General features: G+C 71.1%; 19 protein-coding genes. 3 read left to right on the top strand and 16 right to left on the bottom strand.

The window, feature by feature from the left end:
- Nucleotide 1 precedes the first annotated feature (1 nt).
- Nucleotides 2-1,258 (top strand): alanine racemase, encoded by a 1,257-nt coding sequence (locus ACEWX3_RS02820; RefSeq protein ID WP_374158635.1) that lies wholly within the window; start codon nt 2-4, stop codon nt 1,256-1,258.
- A gap of 21 nt (nt 1,259-1,279) precedes the next feature.
- Here ACEWX3_RS02820 and ACEWX3_RS02815 read toward each other — a convergent pair whose 3' ends face one another.
- The 11 genes from ACEWX3_RS02815 to ftsH all read right to left on the bottom strand — a co-directional run bounded on the left by ACEWX3_RS02815 (nt 1,280) and on the right by ftsH (nt 11,090).
- A complete protein-coding gene (locus ACEWX3_RS02815; protein WP_207065095.1) occupies nt 1,280-2,095 on the bottom strand; it encodes a type III pantothenate kinase in 816 nt (271 codons plus the stop codon).
- Nucleotides 2,096-2,100: 5 nt separating this feature from the next.
- On the bottom strand, nt 2,101-2,508 hold the full coding sequence (gene panD, locus ACEWX3_RS02810) for an aspartate 1-decarboxylase (RefSeq protein ID WP_207065094.1): 408 nt from the start codon (nt 2,506-2,508) through the stop codon (nt 2,101-2,103).
- Complete coding sequence (gene panC, locus ACEWX3_RS02805) at nt 2,508-3,452, bottom strand: pantoate--beta-alanine ligase (RefSeq protein WP_207065093.1); 945 nt, start codon at nt 3,450-3,452, stop codon at nt 2,508-2,510. Before panC ends, panD begins: the two co-directional genes overlap by 1 nt.
- A complete protein-coding gene (locus ACEWX3_RS02800) occupies nt 3,449-4,408 on the bottom strand; it encodes a Rossmann-like and DUF2520 domain-containing protein (protein ID WP_207085952.1) in 960 nt (319 codons plus the stop codon). Before ACEWX3_RS02800 ends, panC begins: the two co-directional genes overlap by 4 nt.
- 94 nt (nt 4,409-4,502) lie before the next feature.
- A complete protein-coding gene (locus ACEWX3_RS02795; protein ID WP_374158634.1) occupies nt 4,503-5,771 on the bottom strand; it encodes a DUF6779 domain-containing protein in 1,269 nt (422 codons plus the stop codon).
- Between the two features lie 77 nt (nt 5,772-5,848).
- Nucleotides 5,849-6,325: a DUF3180 domain-containing protein gene (locus tag ACEWX3_RS02790; protein ID WP_207069461.1), complete on the bottom strand. Its 477-nt coding sequence runs from the start codon at nt 6,323-6,325 to the stop codon at nt 5,849-5,851.
- A complete protein-coding gene (folK, locus tag ACEWX3_RS02785; protein WP_207086038.1) occupies nt 6,316-6,846 on the bottom strand; it encodes a 2-amino-4-hydroxy-6-hydroxymethyldihydropteridine diphosphokinase in 531 nt (176 codons plus the stop codon). Before folK ends, ACEWX3_RS02790 begins: the two co-directional genes overlap by 10 nt.
- 7 nt (nt 6,847-6,853) lie before the next feature.
- Nucleotides 6,854-7,234: a dihydroneopterin aldolase gene (gene folB, locus ACEWX3_RS02780; protein ID WP_207086039.1), complete on the bottom strand. Its 381-nt coding sequence runs from the start codon at nt 7,232-7,234 to the stop codon at nt 6,854-6,856.
- Nucleotides 7,231-8,043 (bottom strand): dihydropteroate synthase, encoded by an 813-nt coding sequence (gene folP / locus ACEWX3_RS02775; RefSeq protein ID WP_207068174.1) that lies wholly within the window; start codon nt 8,041-8,043, stop codon nt 7,231-7,233. Before folP ends, folB begins: the two co-directional genes overlap by 4 nt.
- A 44-nt stretch (nt 8,044-8,087) precedes the next feature.
- Complete coding sequence (folE, locus tag ACEWX3_RS02770) at nt 8,088-8,696, bottom strand: GTP cyclohydrolase I FolE (protein ID WP_152518950.1); 609 nt, start codon at nt 8,694-8,696, stop codon at nt 8,088-8,090.
- A gap of 39 nt (nt 8,697-8,735) precedes the next feature.
- Entirely contained in the window at nt 8,736-11,090 is a 2,355-nt protein-coding gene (gene ftsH, locus ACEWX3_RS02765) for an ATP-dependent zinc metalloprotease FtsH (protein ID WP_374158633.1), read from the bottom strand.
- A 149-nt stretch (nt 11,091-11,239) separates the two neighbouring features.
- Between ftsH and ACEWX3_RS02760 the strand changes: the two genes are divergently transcribed.
- A complete protein-coding gene (locus ACEWX3_RS02760; RefSeq protein ID WP_374158632.1) occupies nt 11,240-12,205 on the top strand; it encodes an alpha/beta fold hydrolase in 966 nt (321 codons plus the stop codon).
- A 10-nt stretch (nt 12,206-12,215) separates the two neighbouring features.
- A complete protein-coding gene (locus ACEWX3_RS02755; RefSeq protein WP_207068135.1) occupies nt 12,216-12,962 on the top strand; it encodes an SIMPL domain-containing protein in 747 nt (248 codons plus the stop codon).
- On the opposite strand, the gene ACEWX3_RS02750 is transcribed toward ACEWX3_RS02755, so the two are convergent.
- Genes ACEWX3_RS02750 through dacB form a run of 5 tightly spaced genes read right to left on the bottom strand, consistent with a single transcriptional unit; the run spans nt 12,955 to nt 19,232 of the window.
- The gene (locus ACEWX3_RS02750) at nt 12,955-15,198 is read right to left on the bottom strand and encodes a molybdopterin-dependent oxidoreductase (RefSeq protein ID WP_374159768.1); all 2,244 of its coding nucleotides are present in this window, start codon (nt 15,196-15,198) and stop codon (nt 12,955-12,957) included. The two genes, ACEWX3_RS02755 and ACEWX3_RS02750, sit on opposite strands and share 8 nt — an antisense overlap.
- Before the next feature lie 19 nt (nt 15,199-15,217).
- Nucleotides 15,218-15,796: a hypoxanthine phosphoribosyltransferase gene (gene hpt, locus ACEWX3_RS02745; RefSeq protein ID WP_152518954.1), complete on the bottom strand. Its 579-nt coding sequence runs from the start codon at nt 15,794-15,796 to the stop codon at nt 15,218-15,220.
- Nucleotides 15,797-15,805: 9 nt separating this feature from the next.
- Nucleotides 15,806-16,804: a tRNA lysidine(34) synthetase TilS gene (gene tilS / locus ACEWX3_RS02740; protein WP_374158631.1), complete on the bottom strand. Its 999-nt coding sequence runs from the start codon at nt 16,802-16,804 to the stop codon at nt 15,806-15,808.
- Nucleotides 16,783-17,868 (bottom strand): zinc-dependent metalloprotease, encoded by a 1,086-nt coding sequence (locus ACEWX3_RS02735; RefSeq protein WP_374158630.1) that lies wholly within the window; start codon nt 17,866-17,868, stop codon nt 16,783-16,785. The genes tilS and ACEWX3_RS02735 overlap by 22 nt, the downstream gene beginning before the upstream one ends.
- On the bottom strand, nt 17,865-19,232 hold the full coding sequence (dacB, locus tag ACEWX3_RS02730) for a D-alanyl-D-alanine carboxypeptidase/D-alanyl-D-alanine-endopeptidase (protein ID WP_374158629.1): 1,368 nt from the start codon (nt 19,230-19,232) through the stop codon (nt 17,865-17,867). The genes ACEWX3_RS02735 and dacB overlap by 4 nt, the downstream gene beginning before the upstream one ends.
- Between the last annotated feature and the right edge of the window lie 137 nt (nt 19,233-19,369).

Genomic DNA, 19,369 nt, shown 5'->3' with positions numbered 1-19,369 from the left:
GATGACTGTGCCCGCCCACCCGCCGATCGACCATGCTGCGGTGCGCAGCGTGTCCGAGCGCACACTGGACTGGTCACACAAGGGAATCCCCCCGGCGTGGTGGGGCCGCACCGGCGCGGAGGTCATCACGTCGGCTCCGGTGTTGTTCGAGGCGGACCCGTTCGGGCCCGTCTGCGTGCTGCGCGACGCGGCGTTGACCCACAACCTGTCCAAGATGGCGACGTGGTGCCGCCAGCACGGTGTCGAGCTGGCTCCCCACGGCAAGACCCACATGTCTCCCCAACTGGCGGCGCGGCAACTGGACGCGGGAGCATACGCGGTGACGGTGGCCACCGCCGGTCAGGCCGCGGTCTACCGGGCCTTCGGCGTGCAGCGGTTGATACTGGCCAACGAGCTCGTCGACGCCGCCGCGCTGCGGTGGACCGCCGCCCAACTGGATGCCGACCCCCACCTGGAGTTCACCTGCTGGGTGGACTCCGTGCGCGGGGTCGAGCTGATGACCGCGGCGCTGCGCGGGGCGACCCGCCCCCTGGACGTCTGCGTCGAGCTGGGCCTGCCCGGGGGACGCACCGGTTGCCGGGACCCGCGCAGCGTCGACGAGGTGGCCCGCGCGGTCGTCGCGTCGCCCAGGCTCCGGCTGGTGGGTGTCGCCGGGTACGAAGCGGCGCTCGGACACGAGTTGACGGACCGGGCTCTGGCCGCGGTGCAGGACCATCTCGGGGCGCTGCGCGCGGCGGCGCTGCGGCTGACGCCGCTCTTCGAGACCGACACCGCCCTGGTCAGCGCCGGCGGGAGTACGTACTTCGACGCCGTCGCCGCCGCACTGACCGACTGGCCGGCGGGCTCGGCACTGCGCACCGTGCTGCGCAGCGGGTGTTATCTCACCCACGACCACGGCCTGTACGCGCGCACGTCACCCCTGACCCGAGACGGCGGCGCCGGGCTGCGGCCGGCGCTGGAGATGCATGCGCAGGTGATGTCGCGACCGGAGCCCGAGTCGGCGGTGCTGACGATGGGACGCCGCGACGTCGCGTTCGATTCAGGTCTCCCGGTGCCGCTGGACCTCGCCGGCGCCACCGTCGACCGCCTCAACGACCAACACGCCTATCTCACGGTCCGGCCCGAGGATGCTCCTGAGGTGGGTGCCTGGCTGCGCTTCGGCATCTCGCACCCGTGCACGGTGTTCGACAAGTGGCGGGTGATCCCGGTCCTCGACGACGACGACCGGGTGACCGACCTGGTCCACACGTTTTTCTGACAGGCCGTTGAAGGCGTGCGGTCAGCGCGCCTGCCGCAATTTGCCCCGCTGGCTGTCGCGGTTGCGTTCGAACACCAGCCGAAGACCGTCCAGAGTCAGGTGCTGGTCGTAGTGCTGCACGGTGTTCAGATCGGCCAGCACCAACGGGGCGCCGTGCCCGGTGGCCACCACCGCGACGTCGTCGCCGCCGAAGCCGTCGACATCCTCACGCACTCGATTCACCAATCCGTCCACCAGGGCGGCGAAACCGAACACGGCACCGGCCTGCATGCACTCGACGGTGTTCTTGCCGATCACCGAACGGGGCCGGGTGAGCTCGACGCGGCGCAGGGCCGCCGAACGCGCCGCTGCGGCATCGGAGGACACCTGGATACCCGGAGCGATGGCACCGCCGAGGAACTCACCCTTGGCCGAGACCACGTCCACGCAGATCGACGAGCCGAAGTCCACCACGATCGAGGCGGTGCCGAACTTCTGATAGGCCGCAAGGCAATTGACGATGCGGTCGGCACCGACCTCTTTGGGATTGTCGACCAGTAGCGGAATCCCCGTGCGCACACCGGGTTCGATCAGCACGTGCGGGACCGACGGCCAGTACTGGTCGAGCATCACACGCACCTCGTGCAGCACCGACGGGACGGTGGACAGCCCGGCCGCACCCGTCAACCGCTCGGCATCGTCTCCGATGAGCCCGTCGAGGGTGAGCGCCAGCTCGTCGGCGGTCACCTCCGCTTCGGTGCGGATGCGCCAGTGCTGCACGACTTTGGCGTGCTCACCCGACCCGGAGATCAACCCGACCACGGTGTGGGTGTTGCGGACATCGATCATGAGGAGCACCTACGTCACCTCGGCGAAATCAGCTCGGAGGCGTCCGCGGGGACGTGCGCCGGATCGGAGCCCAGGTCGATCTGCCGGTTGTCCGCGTCGACGAACACCACCTTCGGCTGGTACGTGCGCGCCTCGGCGTCCTCCATGGTGCCGTACGCGATCAGGATCACCAGGTCTCCCGGATGCACCAGATGGGCGGCAGCGCCGTTGATGCCGATCACTCCGCTGCCCCGTTCGCCGGTGATCACGTAGGTGATCAGGCGGGCACCGTTGTCGATGTCGACGATCGTCACCTGCTCCCCCTCGAGCAGATCCGCCGCCTCCATCAGATCGGCGTCGACGGTGACCGAGCCGACGTAGTGCAGGTCGGCCTGGGTCACCGTGGCGCGGTGGATCTTGGATTTCAGCATGGTCCGTAACATCAATTCCTCCAAGGCAGTTCGTGACTGTCACCGGATGCGGTCCGCGGATGACCGTCGATGCCGGCGCTGGCCCCGACATCGACGGCGATGTTGTCGATCAGGCGGGTGTGTCCGAGCCGGGCCGCCACCAGCAGCCGCGCCGGCCCCTCGGCGGGTGCGGCACCCAGCGCCGGATCGCGGAGCTCGAGGTAGTCCACCTCCAGCGCGGGCACCTCGTCGAGGACCCCGCGCGCCGCGTCGAGCGCAGCGGAGACCCCCTGCGCCGCCGAATACATGCCGGCCAGCAGAGCCGCCGACAGCGCGCCCGCCTGCTCGCGCTGCACCGGGTCGAGGTAGCGGTTGCGCGAGGACATCGCCAGCCCGTCGGACTCACGCACGATCGGCACGCCCTGAACCTCGACACCCAGGTCGAGGTCGGCGACCATCTGCCTGATCAGCGTCAGCTGCTGGTAGTCCTTCTCGCCGAAGTAGGCGCGGTCGGGTCGCACCGTGTTGAACAGCTTCAGCACGACGGTCAATACCCCGGCGAAATGCGTTGGCCGCGAAGCGCCCTCCAACTCGGCACCCAACGGTCCGGGCACCACGGTGGTGCGGGTGCCGTGCGGATACATGTCGTCGGCAGTCGGGGTGAACGCGATCTCCACGCCCTCGGCCCGCAGCGCGTCGAGGTCGTCGTCGAGCGTGCGCGGGTAAGCATCGAGGTCCTCGCCCGCCCCGAACTGCAACGGGTTGACGAAGATCGACACCACGACGACGGCACCCGGCACCCGGCGGGCGGCGCGGATCAGCGTCAGATGCCCGTCGTGCAGGGCGCCCATCGTGGGCACCAGCACGATACGGCGCCCGGTGGCGCGCAGAGCCTTCGTGACGCCTGCGACGTCGCGGGGACGTGCGTAGACGTTGAGCTCCCCCGCAGCGAATTTCGGGGTCCTACCGATGTTCATCGCTGTCCTGCTTCCGCCAGGGCCTCGAAGACGTCCTCCGGGGCGTGTGCGCGCTGAGCCGTCCGCAACGAGTTCGTGCGATAGGCCTCGGCCAGATCGGGATCCACCTCGGCCAACGCCCGCAGATGGCCGGCGACCGCGCCGGCGTCACCCCGCGCGACGGGCCCGGTGAGCGCGGCCTGCCCCCGCTGCAGCGCGTTCTCCAGAGAGGCGCGGGCCAGCGGGGCGATGATCCGCTCGGTGAGTCCGCCGGGAGCGTCGCCGACGGCGTCCTGCCCGAGCAGCTCCTGCCCCGACAGCGCGGCGCGTAACGCCTCCACCGCGTCCAGCAGCACCGTCACCACGTGGTTGCTCGAGTGGGCCAGCGCGGCGTGGTACAGGGTGCGGGCGTCCTCCCGGACCCGGAACGGCTCCCCACCGACCTCCAGCACCAGCGACTGGGCGATGGCATAGCCGATCTCGTCGGCCGCGGTGACCCCGAAGCAGGTCCCCCGTAGCCGGTCGACGTCTTCGTCGGTGCCGGCGAACGTCATCGCGGGGTGGATGGCCAGCGTGATGCACCCCTGCTCGGACAGCGGCGCCAGGACCGCGATGCCGTTGGCCCCGGAGGTGTGCGCCACGATCGTGTTCGGACGGACTGCGCCGGTGGCGGCCAGCCCGGCCACCAAAGCGGGCAACTCGGCGTCGGGAACAGCCAGCACCAGCAGCTCAGCCCGACCGGCGACCTGGTCGACAGGCAGCACAGCGGTGTCCGGCAGCCAGCGTGCGACGCGCCCGCGTGACTCCTTCGACACGGCGCTGCACGCGACGACGACATGCTCGGCACGTTCGAGCGCCACCCCGAGGGCGGTACCGACGCGACCCGCCGAGATCACGCCGACCGTGAGTCGGGCAGGGCGGAGTCCGCCCCGGTCAGCCGGGTGGGGTGCACCCCCGCCGGCGGGGGACTGCAGCATCGCAGAGGACCTCGCAGATTTCCTGGGCGTCATCGCTGAACACCAGCGTTCCGGTCCCGCGCTGCGGGTACCGGACGGTCGCCACGAGCCTAGCTCAATCGTCGCGGCGTCTGCGCCGGCCACCGCCCGAGGGCGTGACCTGAAGCCGGGCCATCAGGTCGGCGACGGACTGGCCACCGGTGTGGGCGCCGTCCTGCGGCTCGTCTGCCTCCTGGTCGTCCGCCGACTCCTCGGTGACAGGTTCAGGTTCTGCCGCGTCGCCACCGGCGTAGTGGCGGCCGCGCGGACCCTGTCCGATGTCCTCCTGCGGTTCCGCGGCGCGGCGGCGGCCCACATACGCATCCGGCTCGGCCGGCTCGGGCTCGGACGACTCGGGCTCGGCCGCCCAGTGACTGCCCGGCTCTCCGGCAGGCCGCCACTGCCCCTCGGCCGGGGCCGGCTGCCACTGCCGGGCGGCCGGAGCCGCGGGACGGTCGGTGCGCGGAGCAGCGGGCGGCGGCAGCCACGGGTACTGCGGCGCGGGCCCGGGCGGAGGCGGAGCTGTCGGGGGTGCGGCCGTCGGGGGCGGGGCGGCAGCCGGGGGTGGCGTTGGTCCCGCGGGGCGGGACGGGGCCTGCGGGGCCCATTGCGACCGGACCTCCTGATCGGCGCGGTGCCGCCGCGAACCGTCGTCGCCCGACCGTCGGTGCGACCCGCGCGGTTCGGTGGCCGCCGCAGGGCGCTCCCCCTCGGGCGGATGCGGTTCGGCCGGCACATCGATGATCGGGCTCTCCTCGGTGTGCGGATCGACCTCCTCGACCTCGGCGTAACCCTCGTCGGCGGTGCCCTCGGTGTCGATGCGGCTGCTGCTGACCCGGCCGGCGGTGTCGCTGCGGGGCGTCCACGGTCCTGCGTCCGGGCTGCGGTCGGCCTCGATGGCGTGCCGGTGCGACAGGTCGGCGTCGAACAGGAACTCCAGATTGGCCCGCAGTGCGGCCAACTCGGCGCGCAGCGCCGAAACCTCATCGGACTGCTGGGCACGCAGTTCGGCGACCAGCTCACGGCGCAGCTGCGCCTCCACCGACAGCTCGTACTCCCGACGCGCCGAGATCTCCCGGTCCAGCTGCAGGTCGTACACGAGTTTCAGATCACGCACCTTGGCCTGATCGCTGTCGCTCTGACGGCGATAGATCACCGAGACGAAGGCGGCGACCACCGCGGCCCACAGCGCGAGAATCACTGCGAGCTTGAGCAGTTCGACCCGGTTGGTGAAAACCAGCGCCGAACTCGCCGCGATGGCCAGCACCAGCAACACTGTCATCAGGATCCAACCGGGCCGGCGTCCGCCGCGCCGGAGCCGGGCGCCGCGGGTCGGATCGGTCATGGGGCGACTGTACCCGCCACAGGTCGTCTCGCGTGTCGACCCGGACGGCGATTCGGCCCGCGCACTGACGGATTCGCTCAGTTCGGCGCCGGATCGGCGTCTTCGGCGGGATCGTCGGGAGAGCGGCAGCAATGCTGAAGCCACAACCCCGCCACGATCAGCGCCAGCGCGCACAGCGCTGCCACCACCGCGCCCGGGGTGTCCTCAGCGGCCACCCGCAGCTCGGATCGCCGCGGCAGCAGGTAGACCACCACGGCCAGCCACCAGCCCAGCACGACGCTGCCCATCCACGCCGACGCCTTGGCGATCACCACCGAGCGGGCCACCGCCAGCGGATGCAGCCGGCCGCCCCCGACGCCGATCTCGCCGTCCCGGATCCGGGCGCGCACCAGGAAGCCCCACCCCGCGATGACGGCAGCCAGCCCCAGCAGCGACACCCCGGTCCACAGCGTCAGCGGTGGGAAGTACCGGTACACCGCCCGCACCAGCAGGTAACCCAGCAGCCCGGTGACGACCACGGCGAGGGTCAGATCACGCTTCCGGGTCAGCCCCATCGGCGTCCCGTCCGCAGCACGTGCCCGGTGCGGCGCACACCGGCCCGCTCCTGCTCGTCGAGCGCGTCCAGCAGCTCGGCGACCGGCCTCGGCTCACCCGCGACGCTCAGCGTCGCCGTCGGGTCCACGTCGAGCCAGGGCACCAGCACGAACGCCCGGACGTGCGCATACGGGTGCGGCAACGTGAGCTCGGCGTCGGCGCTGGTGATCTCGCCGTCCGGCCCATGACAACTGACCAGGTCGACGTCGAGGGTGCGCGGTCCCCACCGCTGGTCACGGACCCGCTCTGCGGCGTCCTCGAGTTCGTGTGCGCGGCGCAACCAGCCGGGGCCGTCGAGCCCGGGATCCTCGGCGAGTACGACGGCGTTGAGGAACGCGCCCTGCTCGACGCCGCCCCACGCGTCGGTCTCGTAGACCGGCGACACCGCCCCGACCGCGCCGTCCAGACCGTCGAGTACCGACTGCAGACGGGCCAACCGATCACCGAGATTCGACCCGATGGACAACACGACGGAGCTCACGAGAACCTCACCCGCCGCCCCGGCCGCCCCGGCGGGACCGTCGTGCGACCACCGCCACGTCGGCGAACTCGAGCGGGATGGGCGCGCTGGGTTTGTGCACCACGACCTCGGCGGCATGCACGCGTTCGTCCGCCATGACGCCATCGGCGATCTCGCCCGCCACGGTCTCGATCAGCTGACGCGGTGGACCGGCGACGATGTCGGCGGCTCGCTGCGCGAGGCCCCCGTAGTCGAGGGTGTCGGCCAGATCGTCGCTGGCCGCCGCCACATCCAGATCGAGCCATACGGTGATGTCGACGACGAACTCCTGGCCGTCTCGACGCTCGTGGTCGAAGACACCGTGGTGGCCGCGAACCCGCAGGCCGCGCAGCTCGATCCGATCGGTCAACGCCCCTGCTCCCCCGCCTGTTGCCACGCGCCGACCACAGCCAGCGCATCGACCGAGGCCTGCACGTCGTGCACGCGTACCCCCCACACGTGGTGCCAGCCGGCGAGCGCCGAGACGACCGCGGTGGCGGTCTCCCTGCCATCCGGCGGACGCGGCTGACCGTCGGGACCCGCCAGCAGCGTGCCGAGGAACCGTTTGCGGGAAGCGCCCACCAACACCGGGATCCCGGTCTCGACCAACTCGGGCAGTGCCGCGAGCAGCGCCCAATTGTGTTGGGCTGTCTTGGCGAAACCCAGACCCGGGTCGATGATCAGGTTGGCGGCGTCGACGCCGCCGCGGACCGCGGCGTCCACGCCCGCGAGCAGCTCGTCACGCACCTCGGCGACGACGTCCGCGTAACGCGGAACCTCGTGTGGGCGTTCGGCGCCGACGGAACGCCAGTGCATCAGCACCCAGGGCACACCGGCTTCGGCGACCACCCGGACCATGTCCGGATCGGCCCGGCCGCCCGAGACGTCGTTGACGATGTGCGCGCCGTTCTCCAGCGCGGCGCGCGCCACCCCCGCGTTCATCGTGTCGATGCTGACGGTGATCCCTTGCTGGGCAAGCTGTTCGACCACGGGTAGCACCCGTGCGGTTTCCACGTCGGGATCGATCCGGGTGGCACCGGGGCGGGTGGACTCGCCGCCGACGTCGACGATGGCCGCACCCTGGGCAACCAATTCGACACCGTGGCTGACCGCCCGGTCCCGATCGAGGAACAAACCCCCGTCGGAGAAGGAGTCGTCGGTGACGTTGACGACCCCCATCACCTGCACGGGCCCGGGTGTGGCGGGGGGAAGGCTGGCCGGGGTCACTTTCTCAAGATCAGATCCAGGGCTTCGGAGCGCGACGCGTTGTCGGTCTTGAACTGCCCGCGCACGGCCGACGTCGTGGTCACCGCCCCGGGCTTGCGGATGCCGCGCATCGCCATGCACAGATGCTCGGCCTCGACCACCACGATGGCCCCGCGCGGGTCCAGTTTGCGCATCAGCGCGTCGGCGATCTGGCCGGTCAACCGCTCCTGCACTTGGGGGCGCTTGGCGTAGAGGTCGACCACCCGAGCCAGTTTCGACAACCCGGTGACCCGGCCGTCGACGCCCGGGATGTAGCCGACATGCGCCACACCGTGGAACGAGACCAGGTGGTGTTCGCATGTGGAGTACATCGGGATGTCTTTGACCAGCACCAACTCGTCGTGCTGCTCGTCGAAGGTGGTGTTGAGCACCTCGTCGGGGTCGACGTAGAGCCCGGCGAATATCTCGCGGTAGGCCCGCGCCACCCGCGCGGGCGTGTCCACCAGTCCGTGCCGGTCGGGGTCCTCACCGACGGCGATCAGCAGTTCGCGCACCGCGGCCTCGGCGCGTGCCTGGTCGAAGGCCGGAGGGGTGAGCGTGGCCGAGTTGTTCTGCGACTGCGTCATCGGAGTCTCCGTTCAGTGATCAGCCTGGTGCGTCGCGGGTCAGCCGCGGTTCGCGGGGCCCTCGTGACCCCCGTCGCCGTCCTGCCCCTGGTCCTGGGAGGGACCCGGAGCCGACCCGCCGTGCTGGGGCTGCCCGTGCTGCGGATGGTGCTGATACGGCGGATATCCCGGATACGGCGGAGGTGGGCCCTGCTGCCATCCGGGCGGCGGCGGGTACCAGTAACCCTGGGGTTGCTGCTGGGGTGCGCCTTCGTGCTGTCCGCTGTCGCGCGGCGGCCAGCCCGGTGCGTGCCAGCCCGCCGGGGCGCCGTAGTCGGGCTGCTTGGCCCCGTTGGCCGGCGCACCCTGCGAACCGGAGGACCCGTTGGGGCCTGCACCGTTGCCGCCGTTGCGGTGCGCCGCCTCGGCGGCCGCGCGCGACGCCTGGGCGATCGCCGTCTTGAAGGCCGGCTCCGGTGCCGGTTTGGGCCACGGTTCGCCCCGCTCGATGGCCAGCTCCCCCGGCGTCTTGATGGGCGGCTTGTCCGACGGCACGCGACCCCCGAAATCGTCGAACATCGTCAGCCTGGGCCGCTTCTTGACGTCCGAGAAGATGGCCTCGAGCTCGACGCGGTGCAGCGTCTCCTTCTCCAGCAGCTCGCCGGCGAGGGTGTCGAGCACGTCGCGGTACTCGGTCAGGATCTCCCAGGCCTCGGTGTGGGCTGCCTCGATCAGCTTGCGGATCTCGTCGTCGATGTCGCGGGCCACCTCGTGGCTGTAATCCGCCTGGGTGCCCATGGTGCGGCCCAGGAACGGGTCGCCGTGCTCGGAGCCGTAGCGCACCGCGCCGAGCTTGGAGCTCATGCCGTACTCGGTGACCATGGCGCGGGCGATCTTGGTGGCCTGGTCGATGTCCGACGAGGCACCGGTGGTGGGCTCACGGAAGACGAGCTCCTCGGCGGCACGTCCACCCATCGCGAACACCAGACGGGCGATCATCTCCGAGCGGGTCATCAGCCCCTTGTCGTCCTCGGGCACCGCCATCGCATGACCGCCGGTGCGGCCGCGCGCCAGGATCGTCACCTTGTAGATCGGTTCGATGTCGGGCATCGCCCACGCCGCCAGCGTGTGCCCGCCCTCGTGGTAGGCGGTGATCTTCTTCTCGTGCTCGCTGATGATGCGGCTCTTGCGGCGCGGGCCGCCGACCACACGGTCCACGGCCTCTTCCAGCGCAGCCCCGGTTATGATCGTCCCGTTCTCGCGGGCGGTGAGCAGCGCGGCCTCGTTGATGACGTTGGCCAGGTCGGCACCGGACATACCCACGGTGCGCTTGGCCAGCCCGTCGAGGTCGGCGTCCTCGGCCAGCGGTTTGCCCTGCGAATGCACCCGCAGCACCGCGCGGCGGCCGGCCAGGTCCGGGGCCGACACCGGGATCTGGCGGTCGAAGCGGCCGGGCCGCAGCAGGGCCGGGTCGAGGATGTCGGGCCGGTTGGTGGCGGCGATCAGGATGACGCCCTGGCGGTCGCCGAACCCGTCCATCTCGACCAGCAACTGGTTCAGCGTCTGCTCGCGTTCGTCGTGGCCGCCGCCCATGCCGGCGCCGCGCTGGCGGCCGACGGCGTCGATCTCGTCGACGAAGATGATGCACGGGCTGTTCTGCTTGGCCTGCTCGAACATGTCGCGCACGCGCGACGCGCCGACGCCGACGAACATCTCGACGAAGTCCGAGCCCGAGATCGTGAAGAACGGCACCCCCGCCTCGCCGGCGACGGCCCGGGCGAGCAACGTCTTGCCGGTGCCGGGCGGACCGAACAGCAGCACGCCCTTCGGGATCTTGGCACCGAGCGCCTGGTAGCGGCTCGGGTTCTGCAGGAAGTCCTTGATCTCGTAGAGCTCCTCGACCGCCTCGTCGGCACCGGCGACGTCGGCGAACGTGGTCTTGGGCATGTCCTTGGAGAGCTGCTTGGCTTTGGACTTCCCGAAGCCGAAGCCCATCCGGCCGCCACTCTGCATCCGCGAGAACATCACGAACAGGCCGACCAGCAGGAGCAGCGGCAGCATGTAGATCAGCAGGGTGCCGAGCATGCTGCTCTGGTTGACGACCGTGTTGATCTTGGCGCCCTTGGCGCTCAGCTGCTCGAAGAGCGTCACCCCGTACCCGGTCGGGTACTTCGTGATGATCTTGGTGCTGTCCTCGGTGTCGCTGTTGCCGTTCTTCAGCTCGAGGCGCAACTGCTGCTCGCGGTCGTCGATCTGCGCACTGGTCACGTTGTCGTCATTGATCTGCGCGACGGCGACCGAGGTGTCGACGTTCGTGTATTCGCGGGTGTCGTCGCTGATGCGGAAGAACAGCCACCCGAGCAGCAGCACCACGGCGATCACCGTGAGCGTGCGGATCACATTCTTGCGGTTCATACGTGAGTTCGGTTCATCGATACCTGACGCCGGTGGGCGACCGCCGGCCAAATCCTTCCGATACGCGCAGCTTGAGTAGTCAAGGCTACCGCCTGACCACGCTAGACCAACGTTCGGCGGTTCCCGGTTGTCCCCATCGTGGTTGGGTGATGGCTGTGCGATCTCAGATGGTGACCACCAACGGGGTGCGCCTGCGGGTGACCGAGGCCGGTGAACCGGGCGCACCTGTGGTCGTGCTCTGTCACGGCTTCCCCGAACTCGCGTTCTCGTGGCGCCACCAGATTCGCGGCCTGGCCGACGCCGGCTACCGCGTGCTGGCCCCCGACCAGCGCGGCTACGGCGGCTCCGACAAGCCGGCCGCGGTCGAGGCCTACGACGTGGCCGAACTGTCCGCCGACGTCGTGGGGCTGCTCGACGCTGTCGGCGCCGAGCAGGCCGTGCTGGTGGGCCACGACTTCGGCGCGGTGGTGGCCTGGGCCGCACCTCTGCTGTATCCGCAGCGGTTCCGCGCGGTGGCCGGGTTGAGCCTGCCCCCGGTGCCCCGCCCCAAGGTCCCGACCACGCAGGCCTTCCGGCGGCTGTTCGGCGACCGGTTCTTCTACATCCTCTACTTCCAGGAACCCGGGCCTGCCGACGCCGAGCTGGCCGCCGATCCGGCGACCACGTTCCGGCGGCTGTTCGCGACCACACAAGGCGGCGACGAACTCGCCGCGCAGCGCATGCTCGCGCCGGGCCCGCAAGGATTCCTCGCCCGCATCCCCGAGCCCGGTGAGCTGCCCGACTGGATCACCCCCGACGACTTCCAGGTGTACGTCGAGGAGTTCACCCGCGGCGGATTCAGCGCCCCGCTGAACTGGTACCGGTGCTTCGACCGCAACTGGGAGCTGACCGCCGACCCGGCCGCGCCGACGATCACCGTGCCCGCCCTGTTCATCGGGGGTAGCGCCGACGCCACCTTGGCCTACACGCCGCGGCACCGGGCCGGCGAGGTCGTCACCGGTGACTACCGCGAAGTGCTGATCGACGGAGCCGGCCACTGGCTGACCGAGGAACGGCCCGCCGAGGTGACCAGCCTGCTTCGCGACTTCCTCGGGTCGCTGCCCGCCGGAAGTTAGGGTGGCGGCCATGCCGATCGCCGCGACCACCAAACCTGTCCGGACCCGTCTTCTCGCCGCCGGCGCGGCCGCCCTCGCGATGCTGGCGCTGGCCGGGTGTGACTCGCAGTCGGGGCCGGCCGCCGGGCTGACTCCCGATTCCGATACCCGGCAGGTGACGGTGGTGGGCGCGGGACAGGTTCAGGGCACCCCGGACACACTGACGATCAACGCGTCGATGGAGTTCCTCGCCCCCGACGCCACCACCGCGATGAACCAGACCAACGAACGCCAGCAGGCGGTGATCGACGAGCTGATCGGTCTGGGCATCGACCGCACCGACATCGCCACCACGGAGGCCAACCTGCAGCCGCAGTTCGGGCCCGAGGACAACACGATCACCGCCTACCGCGCGACCAACTCGATCAACGTGAAGATCCGCAACCTCGACCAGGCGTCCGACGCGATCGGGCTGATCGTGGAGACCGGCGGCAACGCCACCCGCATCAACTCGATCAGCTACTCGATCGAGGACGACTCGCAGCTGGTGCGCGACGCCCGCGCACGGGCTTTCGAAGACGCCGAGGACCGCGCCGAACAGTACGCCGAGTTGGCCGGCATGAGCCTGGGCAAGGTGATCTCGATCTCCGAAGCGGCCGGCACCACACCCCCCATCCCGATGCCGGTGCCGCGGGGCGCGATGGAGGCCGCGGTGCCGCTGGAGCCCGGACAGCAGACCGTCGGGTTCTCGGTGACGGTGATCTGGGAGCTCAGCTGACCGGTGCGCCGCTGCGTTCGGCGGCCGGGCCCACGACCACCGGAATGCCGTTGAGCACCGCGGTCCCCGACAGCGGGTCCAGCACCGAACCGTCGTTGAGCTGATTGGCGTTGACGCCGGGATGGCCGGCGGCCAACCGCTGGCCGGTGCCGGCGCGGTCGTGACCCCAGCCGTGCGGCAGCGACAGCACGCCGCGCCGGATGTCCTCGGTGATCTCGACGGGCACGACCACTTCGCCGCCCGGGCCCTTGACCACGGCGGTGTCGGAGACGCCCAACTCGGCGGCGTCATCGGGATGCATCTGCAGCGTGCACCGGTTGCTGCCGCCCGACAGGGCCGGCAGGTTGTGCATCCAGCTGTTGTTGGAGCGCAGGTGACGCCGCCCGATCAGCACGAACCGCTCCTCCGGCCGGCTCAACGCGTCGCGGAGTCGGCCCGCATCGTCGATCAGCTGCGGCGGAGCCAGCTCGACCAGACCCGACGGGGTCCGCAGCACGTCGAGCAGGCGTGGCTGCAGCGGTCCGAGGTCGATGCCGTGCGGCGCAGACTTCAGCGTCGCCAGCGTCAGGCCGTCGGGGCGGGCGCCGAACGCGTCGCCGTAGGCGCCCAGCCGCAGCATCATGTCGAGCCGACGCTCGTAACCGGGCCCGTCGGCCAGCATCGCGGTCAGCTCCTCGACGGGGCGCCCCGCCACCGGGGATCCCGCGTCGGCGCTCTCCTTGGCCAGCGTGGTCGCGATCACCTGCTCGTCGACCGAACGGGGATCGCCGCCGTGCCCGATGCCGTAGATGACCAGCGCGATGCGCGACAGGATCTCCGGTTCGTCGGGCCGGTCCCGCAGGGGCAGCGCCGGCGGCGAGTAACGGGCGTTGTTGCGCACGGCGAGGTTGTTCAGCGCGAAGTCGAAGTGCGGGCTCTGTGAGGGCGGCGGCGGGGGCAGGATCACGTCGGCGTGCCGGGTGGTCTCGTTGAGATACGGGTCGACGCTCACCATGAACCCCACCCCGGTCAGCGCCCGGTCGAGTCGGTCGCCGTCCGGTGCGGACAGCACCGGGTTGCCCGCAATGGTGATCATCGCCGTGATCTGGCCGTCGCCGGGGGTTTCGATCTCCTCGGCGAGTGCGGCAACGGGCAGCTCCGACAGCGCCTCGGGGTGCCCGGACACCCGGCTGCGCCAACGGCCGGTCAGAAAGCCGCGGCCGGGCCGACGACCGCGCGGGGCGGGGGCCACCGGGGACAGCGGGAACATCGCGCCACCGGGTCGGTCGAGGTTGCCGGTCAGCACGTTGACGACGTCGACGAGCCAGCTGCCCACCGTGCCGAATTCGACGGTGGAGGTGCCCATCCGCCCGTACACCGCCGCCGAGGGGGCCGCGGCCAGTTCCCGGGCCAGCACGCGGATCTCGTCGGCGTCGATCCCGCAGTACGCGGCAACGGCCTCGGGGGCGAAGTCGTCGGCCAGCGCGCGGATCTCGGTGAGGCCGGTGATGTGGTCGGCGAGTTCTCCGAGATCGACGAGGTCCTCGTCGAACAGCACGTGCACCAGCGCGAACAGCAGCGCGGCGTCGGTACCCGGACGCGGCGCCAGGTGACGGTCGGCGAGCGCGGCGGTGCGGGTGTGGGCGGGGTCGATCACCACCAGCCGGCCGCCGCGACGCTTCAGCGCGCGCAGCTTGCCACCGAAGTCCGCGGCCGTGGCCAGGCTACCGTTGGACACCAGCGGGTTGGCGCCGATGATCACCAGGTAGTCGGTGCGGTCGAGGTCGGGCACCGTGAACGCCACCGGGCTGCCGAACATCAGTCCCAGCGCAACGTGTTTGGGCATCTGATCCAGCGTGCTCGCCGAGAACACCTGGCGGGTGCCCAGCCCGCGGATGATCAGCGGCGGATACAACGCGCCGGCGACGGTGTGCGCGTTCGGGTTTCCCACGTAGACGCCGACCGAGGTGCCGCCGTGCTCGGCCAGCACGGCGGACAGGCCCTCGTCGACCGCGGCGAACGCCTCCTCCCAGGACGCCTCGCTCAGCACGCCGTCACGACGCACCAGCGGTGCGGTCAACCGGTCCGGATCGTTGTCCAGCTCACCGAAGCTGGCCCCCTTGGGGCAGATGTAGCCGGCGCTGAAGACGTCTTCCTGGTCGCCCCGGGCGCCGACCACCCGGCCGTCCTCGATGGTCAGCGTCAGACCGCAGGTCGCCTCACAGAAGGGGCAGATGCGCAGAGCCGTGTGGGTCACACGGAACATACTGCGCTTCTTACGGGTCCTCGTACACCTTCGGGTCGAGGGTGCCGATGTAGGGCAGGTCGCGGTAGCGCTCGGCGTAGTCGAGGCCGTAACCGACGACGAACTCGTTGGGGATGTCGAAGCCGACGTAGGTGATGTCGACATCGGCGCGCACCGCTTCGGGCTTGCGCAGCAGCGTGCACACCTGCAGCGAGCGGGGATGCCGGGTGGCGAGGTTGCGCAGCAGCCAGGACAGCGTCAGGCCGGAGTCGACGATGTCCTCGACGATCAGCACGTCCCGGTCGTGGATGTCGCGGTCGAGGTCCTTGAGGATGCGCACCACCCCCGACGACGAGGTCGACGAACCGTAGGAGCTGACGGCCATGAACTCCAGCTGGGTCGGCAGCGGGATGACCCGGGCCAGGTCGGTCACGAACATCACCGCCCCTTTCAGCACGGTGATCAGAAGCAGGTCCTGCCGGGCCGCCGCATCCTGGTAGTCGGCGCCGATCTGCGCTCCGAGTTCGGCGGTCTTCGACTGGATCTGCTCCTCCGACAGCAACACCGACTTGATGTCCCCGGGGTACAGCTCCGCAGGATGCGCAGGCACGGGGACAGCCTAGCTGGGCAGCTGCGGCCCGGCCGACGCAGTGCGTCGCACCGGCTCGATGTGCAGCGTCAGTGTCCCGGCCCGCCGCGCCGCGAACAGCCGGTGGCCGGGGTGGCTGCCGGGCACCGCCACCCCGCCCTGCCCGTGCCAGGCGCTCACCAGCGCCTCGACGCCACGGATGTGGCGGTCGGTGAGCCCGCGGGCCCCGCCCGCCAGCAGCCACGCGCGCAGCACCCGGCGCCGCACCGCGGGCGCCACCCCGGTCAGTTCGGACACCGCCAGGCCGTCGGCGCGGCACGCGCGGTCGAGCACCTGGGCGGCGAGCACGTCGAGCACCTCACCATCGGCACGCAGCGCGTCGGCGGTGCGGGCCAGGGCTTCGGCGACACCACCGCCGAGGACGTCCTCGAGCAGCGGCAGCACCTCGGTGCGCAGCCGGACCCGGGTGAAGCGCGCGTCGGTGTTGTGCGGATCCGACCAGGGGGTGAGCTGCAACTCGGCGCACGCCGCCGCGGTGACGGCGCGGCGCACCCCCAGAAGGGGCCTACCCCAGGGCGGGTCGTAGCTGCGCATGCCCGCAATGGACCGCGGGCCCGAGCCGCGTCCGAGGCCCAGCAGGACCGTCTCGGCCTGGTCGTCGAGGGTGTGCGCGAGCAGTACGGCCGCCCCGGCGCGCGCCTCGTCGAGTGCCGCGTAGCGTGCCGACCTGGCCGCCGCCTCCGGACCGCCGACGGCGCCGACCTCCACGCGCAGGACGCGGGCCGCGACACAGCCCAGCGTCAGCGCCTGGGCCCGGGCGGTGCGGGCCACCTCGGCCGAATCCTGCTGCAGCTGGTGATCGACGATCAGCGCCGTGGTGGGCCTCAGCGCGGCGGCCGCCGCGGTCAGCGCCAACGAATCCGGTCCTCCGGACAACGCCACGCACCACCCCGAGTCGCGCGGGATGTGCTCGCCGGCGAAGCGGGTCACGGCGGCCCGCAGGTCGGCTAGAGCACCCGGTCGATCCATCGCCGCGGCTCGTCGATCTCGCTGGGCAGCGGCAGGGTCTCGGCGTTCGACCACACCGTGTTGAACCGCGCCATCCCCACCTCGGCCACGACGGCGTCGACGAACGCCTTGCCCCGGGTGTACTGGCTCATCTTCGCGTCGATGCCGAGCAGGGCCCGCATGAGCCGTTGCAGCGGCGGCTGGTGACGTTGACGACGGTCGTCGAAGCGGCGCCGGATGGTGGCCACCGACGGGACCACCGCGGGACCGACGGCATCCATGACGTGGTCGGCGTGGCCTTCGAGCAGGGTTCCCAGCACCAGCAGGCGGTCGAGGGCTCGGCGCTGCGGTTCGGACTGCACCGCGCGCAACAACCCCAGCACCCCGGACGAGCCGGGTTCTGATGGGTGACCGTTGGTCGCTGTCCGACTGGGCCCGGTGCGACGGTCGCGCACGTAACCGGCGACCCGCCCGACGACCTGGGTGACGTCGTCACCGCCGTCCTCGGTCAGCACTGCCAGCGACTCCGACATCAGGTCGGCCAGCCACGGATTGGCCCGGAACTGCACCCGGTGGGTGACCTCGTGCAGGCACACCCACATCCGGAAATCGGCTGGGGCGACGCGCAACTGGCGTTCGACGGCGATGACGTTGGGATAGACCAGCAGCAGCTCACCGCCACCGGCTGCGAACGGGTCGTACTGGCCCAGGATGCCCGACGACACGAACGCCAGCACCGCGCCGGTCTGCGCTCCCGCGACGCGTCCGCTGATCATCCGCGGCTTGCCGGTGTCGTCGGCCGGGCCGCCGGTCATCACCCGCATCGAGCGGGTGGCGGCATGAATCCACTCCGGGCGGTTGACGATTCGCGCTTCGGGGACGTCGCCGCCCTCGGCCAGCCCGGTCACTTCCCGCACCGGGATCTCGGCGGCCCGCGCCGCCTCGCCGAGTTGGTCGATGGCCTGGCGGCGGGTGTAGTCGGTGGCCGCGGGTTCCGGCCGGGCCAGCTTGCCGCCGAGTGTCGCCGCGAGGTTCCAGTCGACCGCACGGCCCACGTTGAAGCCGGTGCCGCTCTGCCGGCTCATGCGGCGCACCCGCAGGACCGCAGCGTCGCGGCGAAGGCGTCGAGCGCGGTGCGCCCGGTGGGCCCGGCGTCGTTGGACATCAGCGCGAACGTCAACACCCGCCCGCTCTTGTCGGTGACGAACCCGGTGAGGGTGTTGGTGCCGGTCAGCGAACCGGTCTTGCCCCGCAGATAGCCGGCCGCCGCGGTGTCGAGGTAGCGGTTGGACAACGTGCCGCTGCCCCCGGCGATCGGCACCAGGTCCACCAGCGGCCGCAACGCCGGCGCCGAGTCCCCGACGGCGGCGGTGACGATCTCGTCGAGGGTCAGCGCGGTCAACTGGTCGTCCACCGACAGACCGCTGGAATCGAACAACCGCGCTCCCGAGATGTCGATGCCGGCGTCGTCGAGCGTCGCCAGCACCGACCGGGCGGCGCCGTCGAAGCTGGCCGGCCGGTTCAGCGCAACCGCCACTTCACGGCCGATGGATTCGGCCATCACGTTGTCGGAGAAGTTCATCATGTCGCGCAGCCGCTGCATCAGCGGCGGCGACTGCACCGAGGCGATCTCGGTGCCGTCGACACTGCGGTCCCGGGGCAGCACCGTCACCGTGTTCGGGTCGACACCCAGTGCCACGGCCAGGGCGCGGCCGGCGTCCAGGGCGGGCGTCTTCGAGCGCCGCGATTCCACGCTGACCGGCTGGGTGCGGCCACCGTCGAGCATCACCGGTTCGATCGGCGCGATGTCGCCGCCGTCGATGTCCAGCGGATCCCACCCGACCGCCATCGTCGGACCGGCGTACGCGCTGACGTCGACCTGCACCCGGTTGACCGCGAAACCACTGCGGCGCACCTGGTCGGCCAGATCGACGATGCGCGCGGCGTCGCGGTACCAACTCTCCTGGCCTCGCGGGGCGGCCGAGAGCGTCTGGTCGCCGCCGCCGACGAGGACCACCGTTCCGGGGGTGTCGGACACCACACGGGTGGTCAGCCGGTCCTCGCGGTCCAGCGCCAGCAGCGCCGCCGCCGCGGTGAGCAGCTTGTTCGTCGAAGCAGGCTGCATCGGGATCCCGGCGCCGAGCGCCCACAGCTCCTCCCCGGTCATCGCGTCGGTGATGCGGCCGGTGAACCTGCCCAGGTTCGGGTCGGCCAGCACCGGCGCCAGCACGCGGGCCAGGCCGCGCGGGGTCGGGGCGGCCGCGTCCGTGGAGACCGGGACGACCTCGGGTTCGGCGGTGGCCGGCGGTGGAGCCGGCTCGACGGCCACCTCGTCGCCGGTCTGGCGGGACGCCACCACCGCGGCGGCGGCGACCACCGCCGCGACCAGCAGCGCTACCGCCGCCCCCACCACCACATAGGTGGATCGTTGCCACCGAGTGGGCCGCATGTTTCTCCTGCCCTCGATCGACAACCCGAGCCACCCCTGTAGAGCAGGGTATCCCTCGTCTAGGGTTAAGCCGCGTCGTCACCCGACGACCCCGTGGTCACACGATGTTTTCGGCAGTCTTTTCGCACAGGTGGAGG

Origin of the sequence: Mycobacterium sp. G7A2 (assembly GCF_041902445.1) — a bacterium.
Taxonomy (GTDB): domain Bacteria; phylum Actinomycetota; class Actinomycetes; order Mycobacteriales; family Mycobacteriaceae; genus Mycobacterium.
This window is presented reverse-complemented; position numbering and strand designations above follow the sequence as displayed.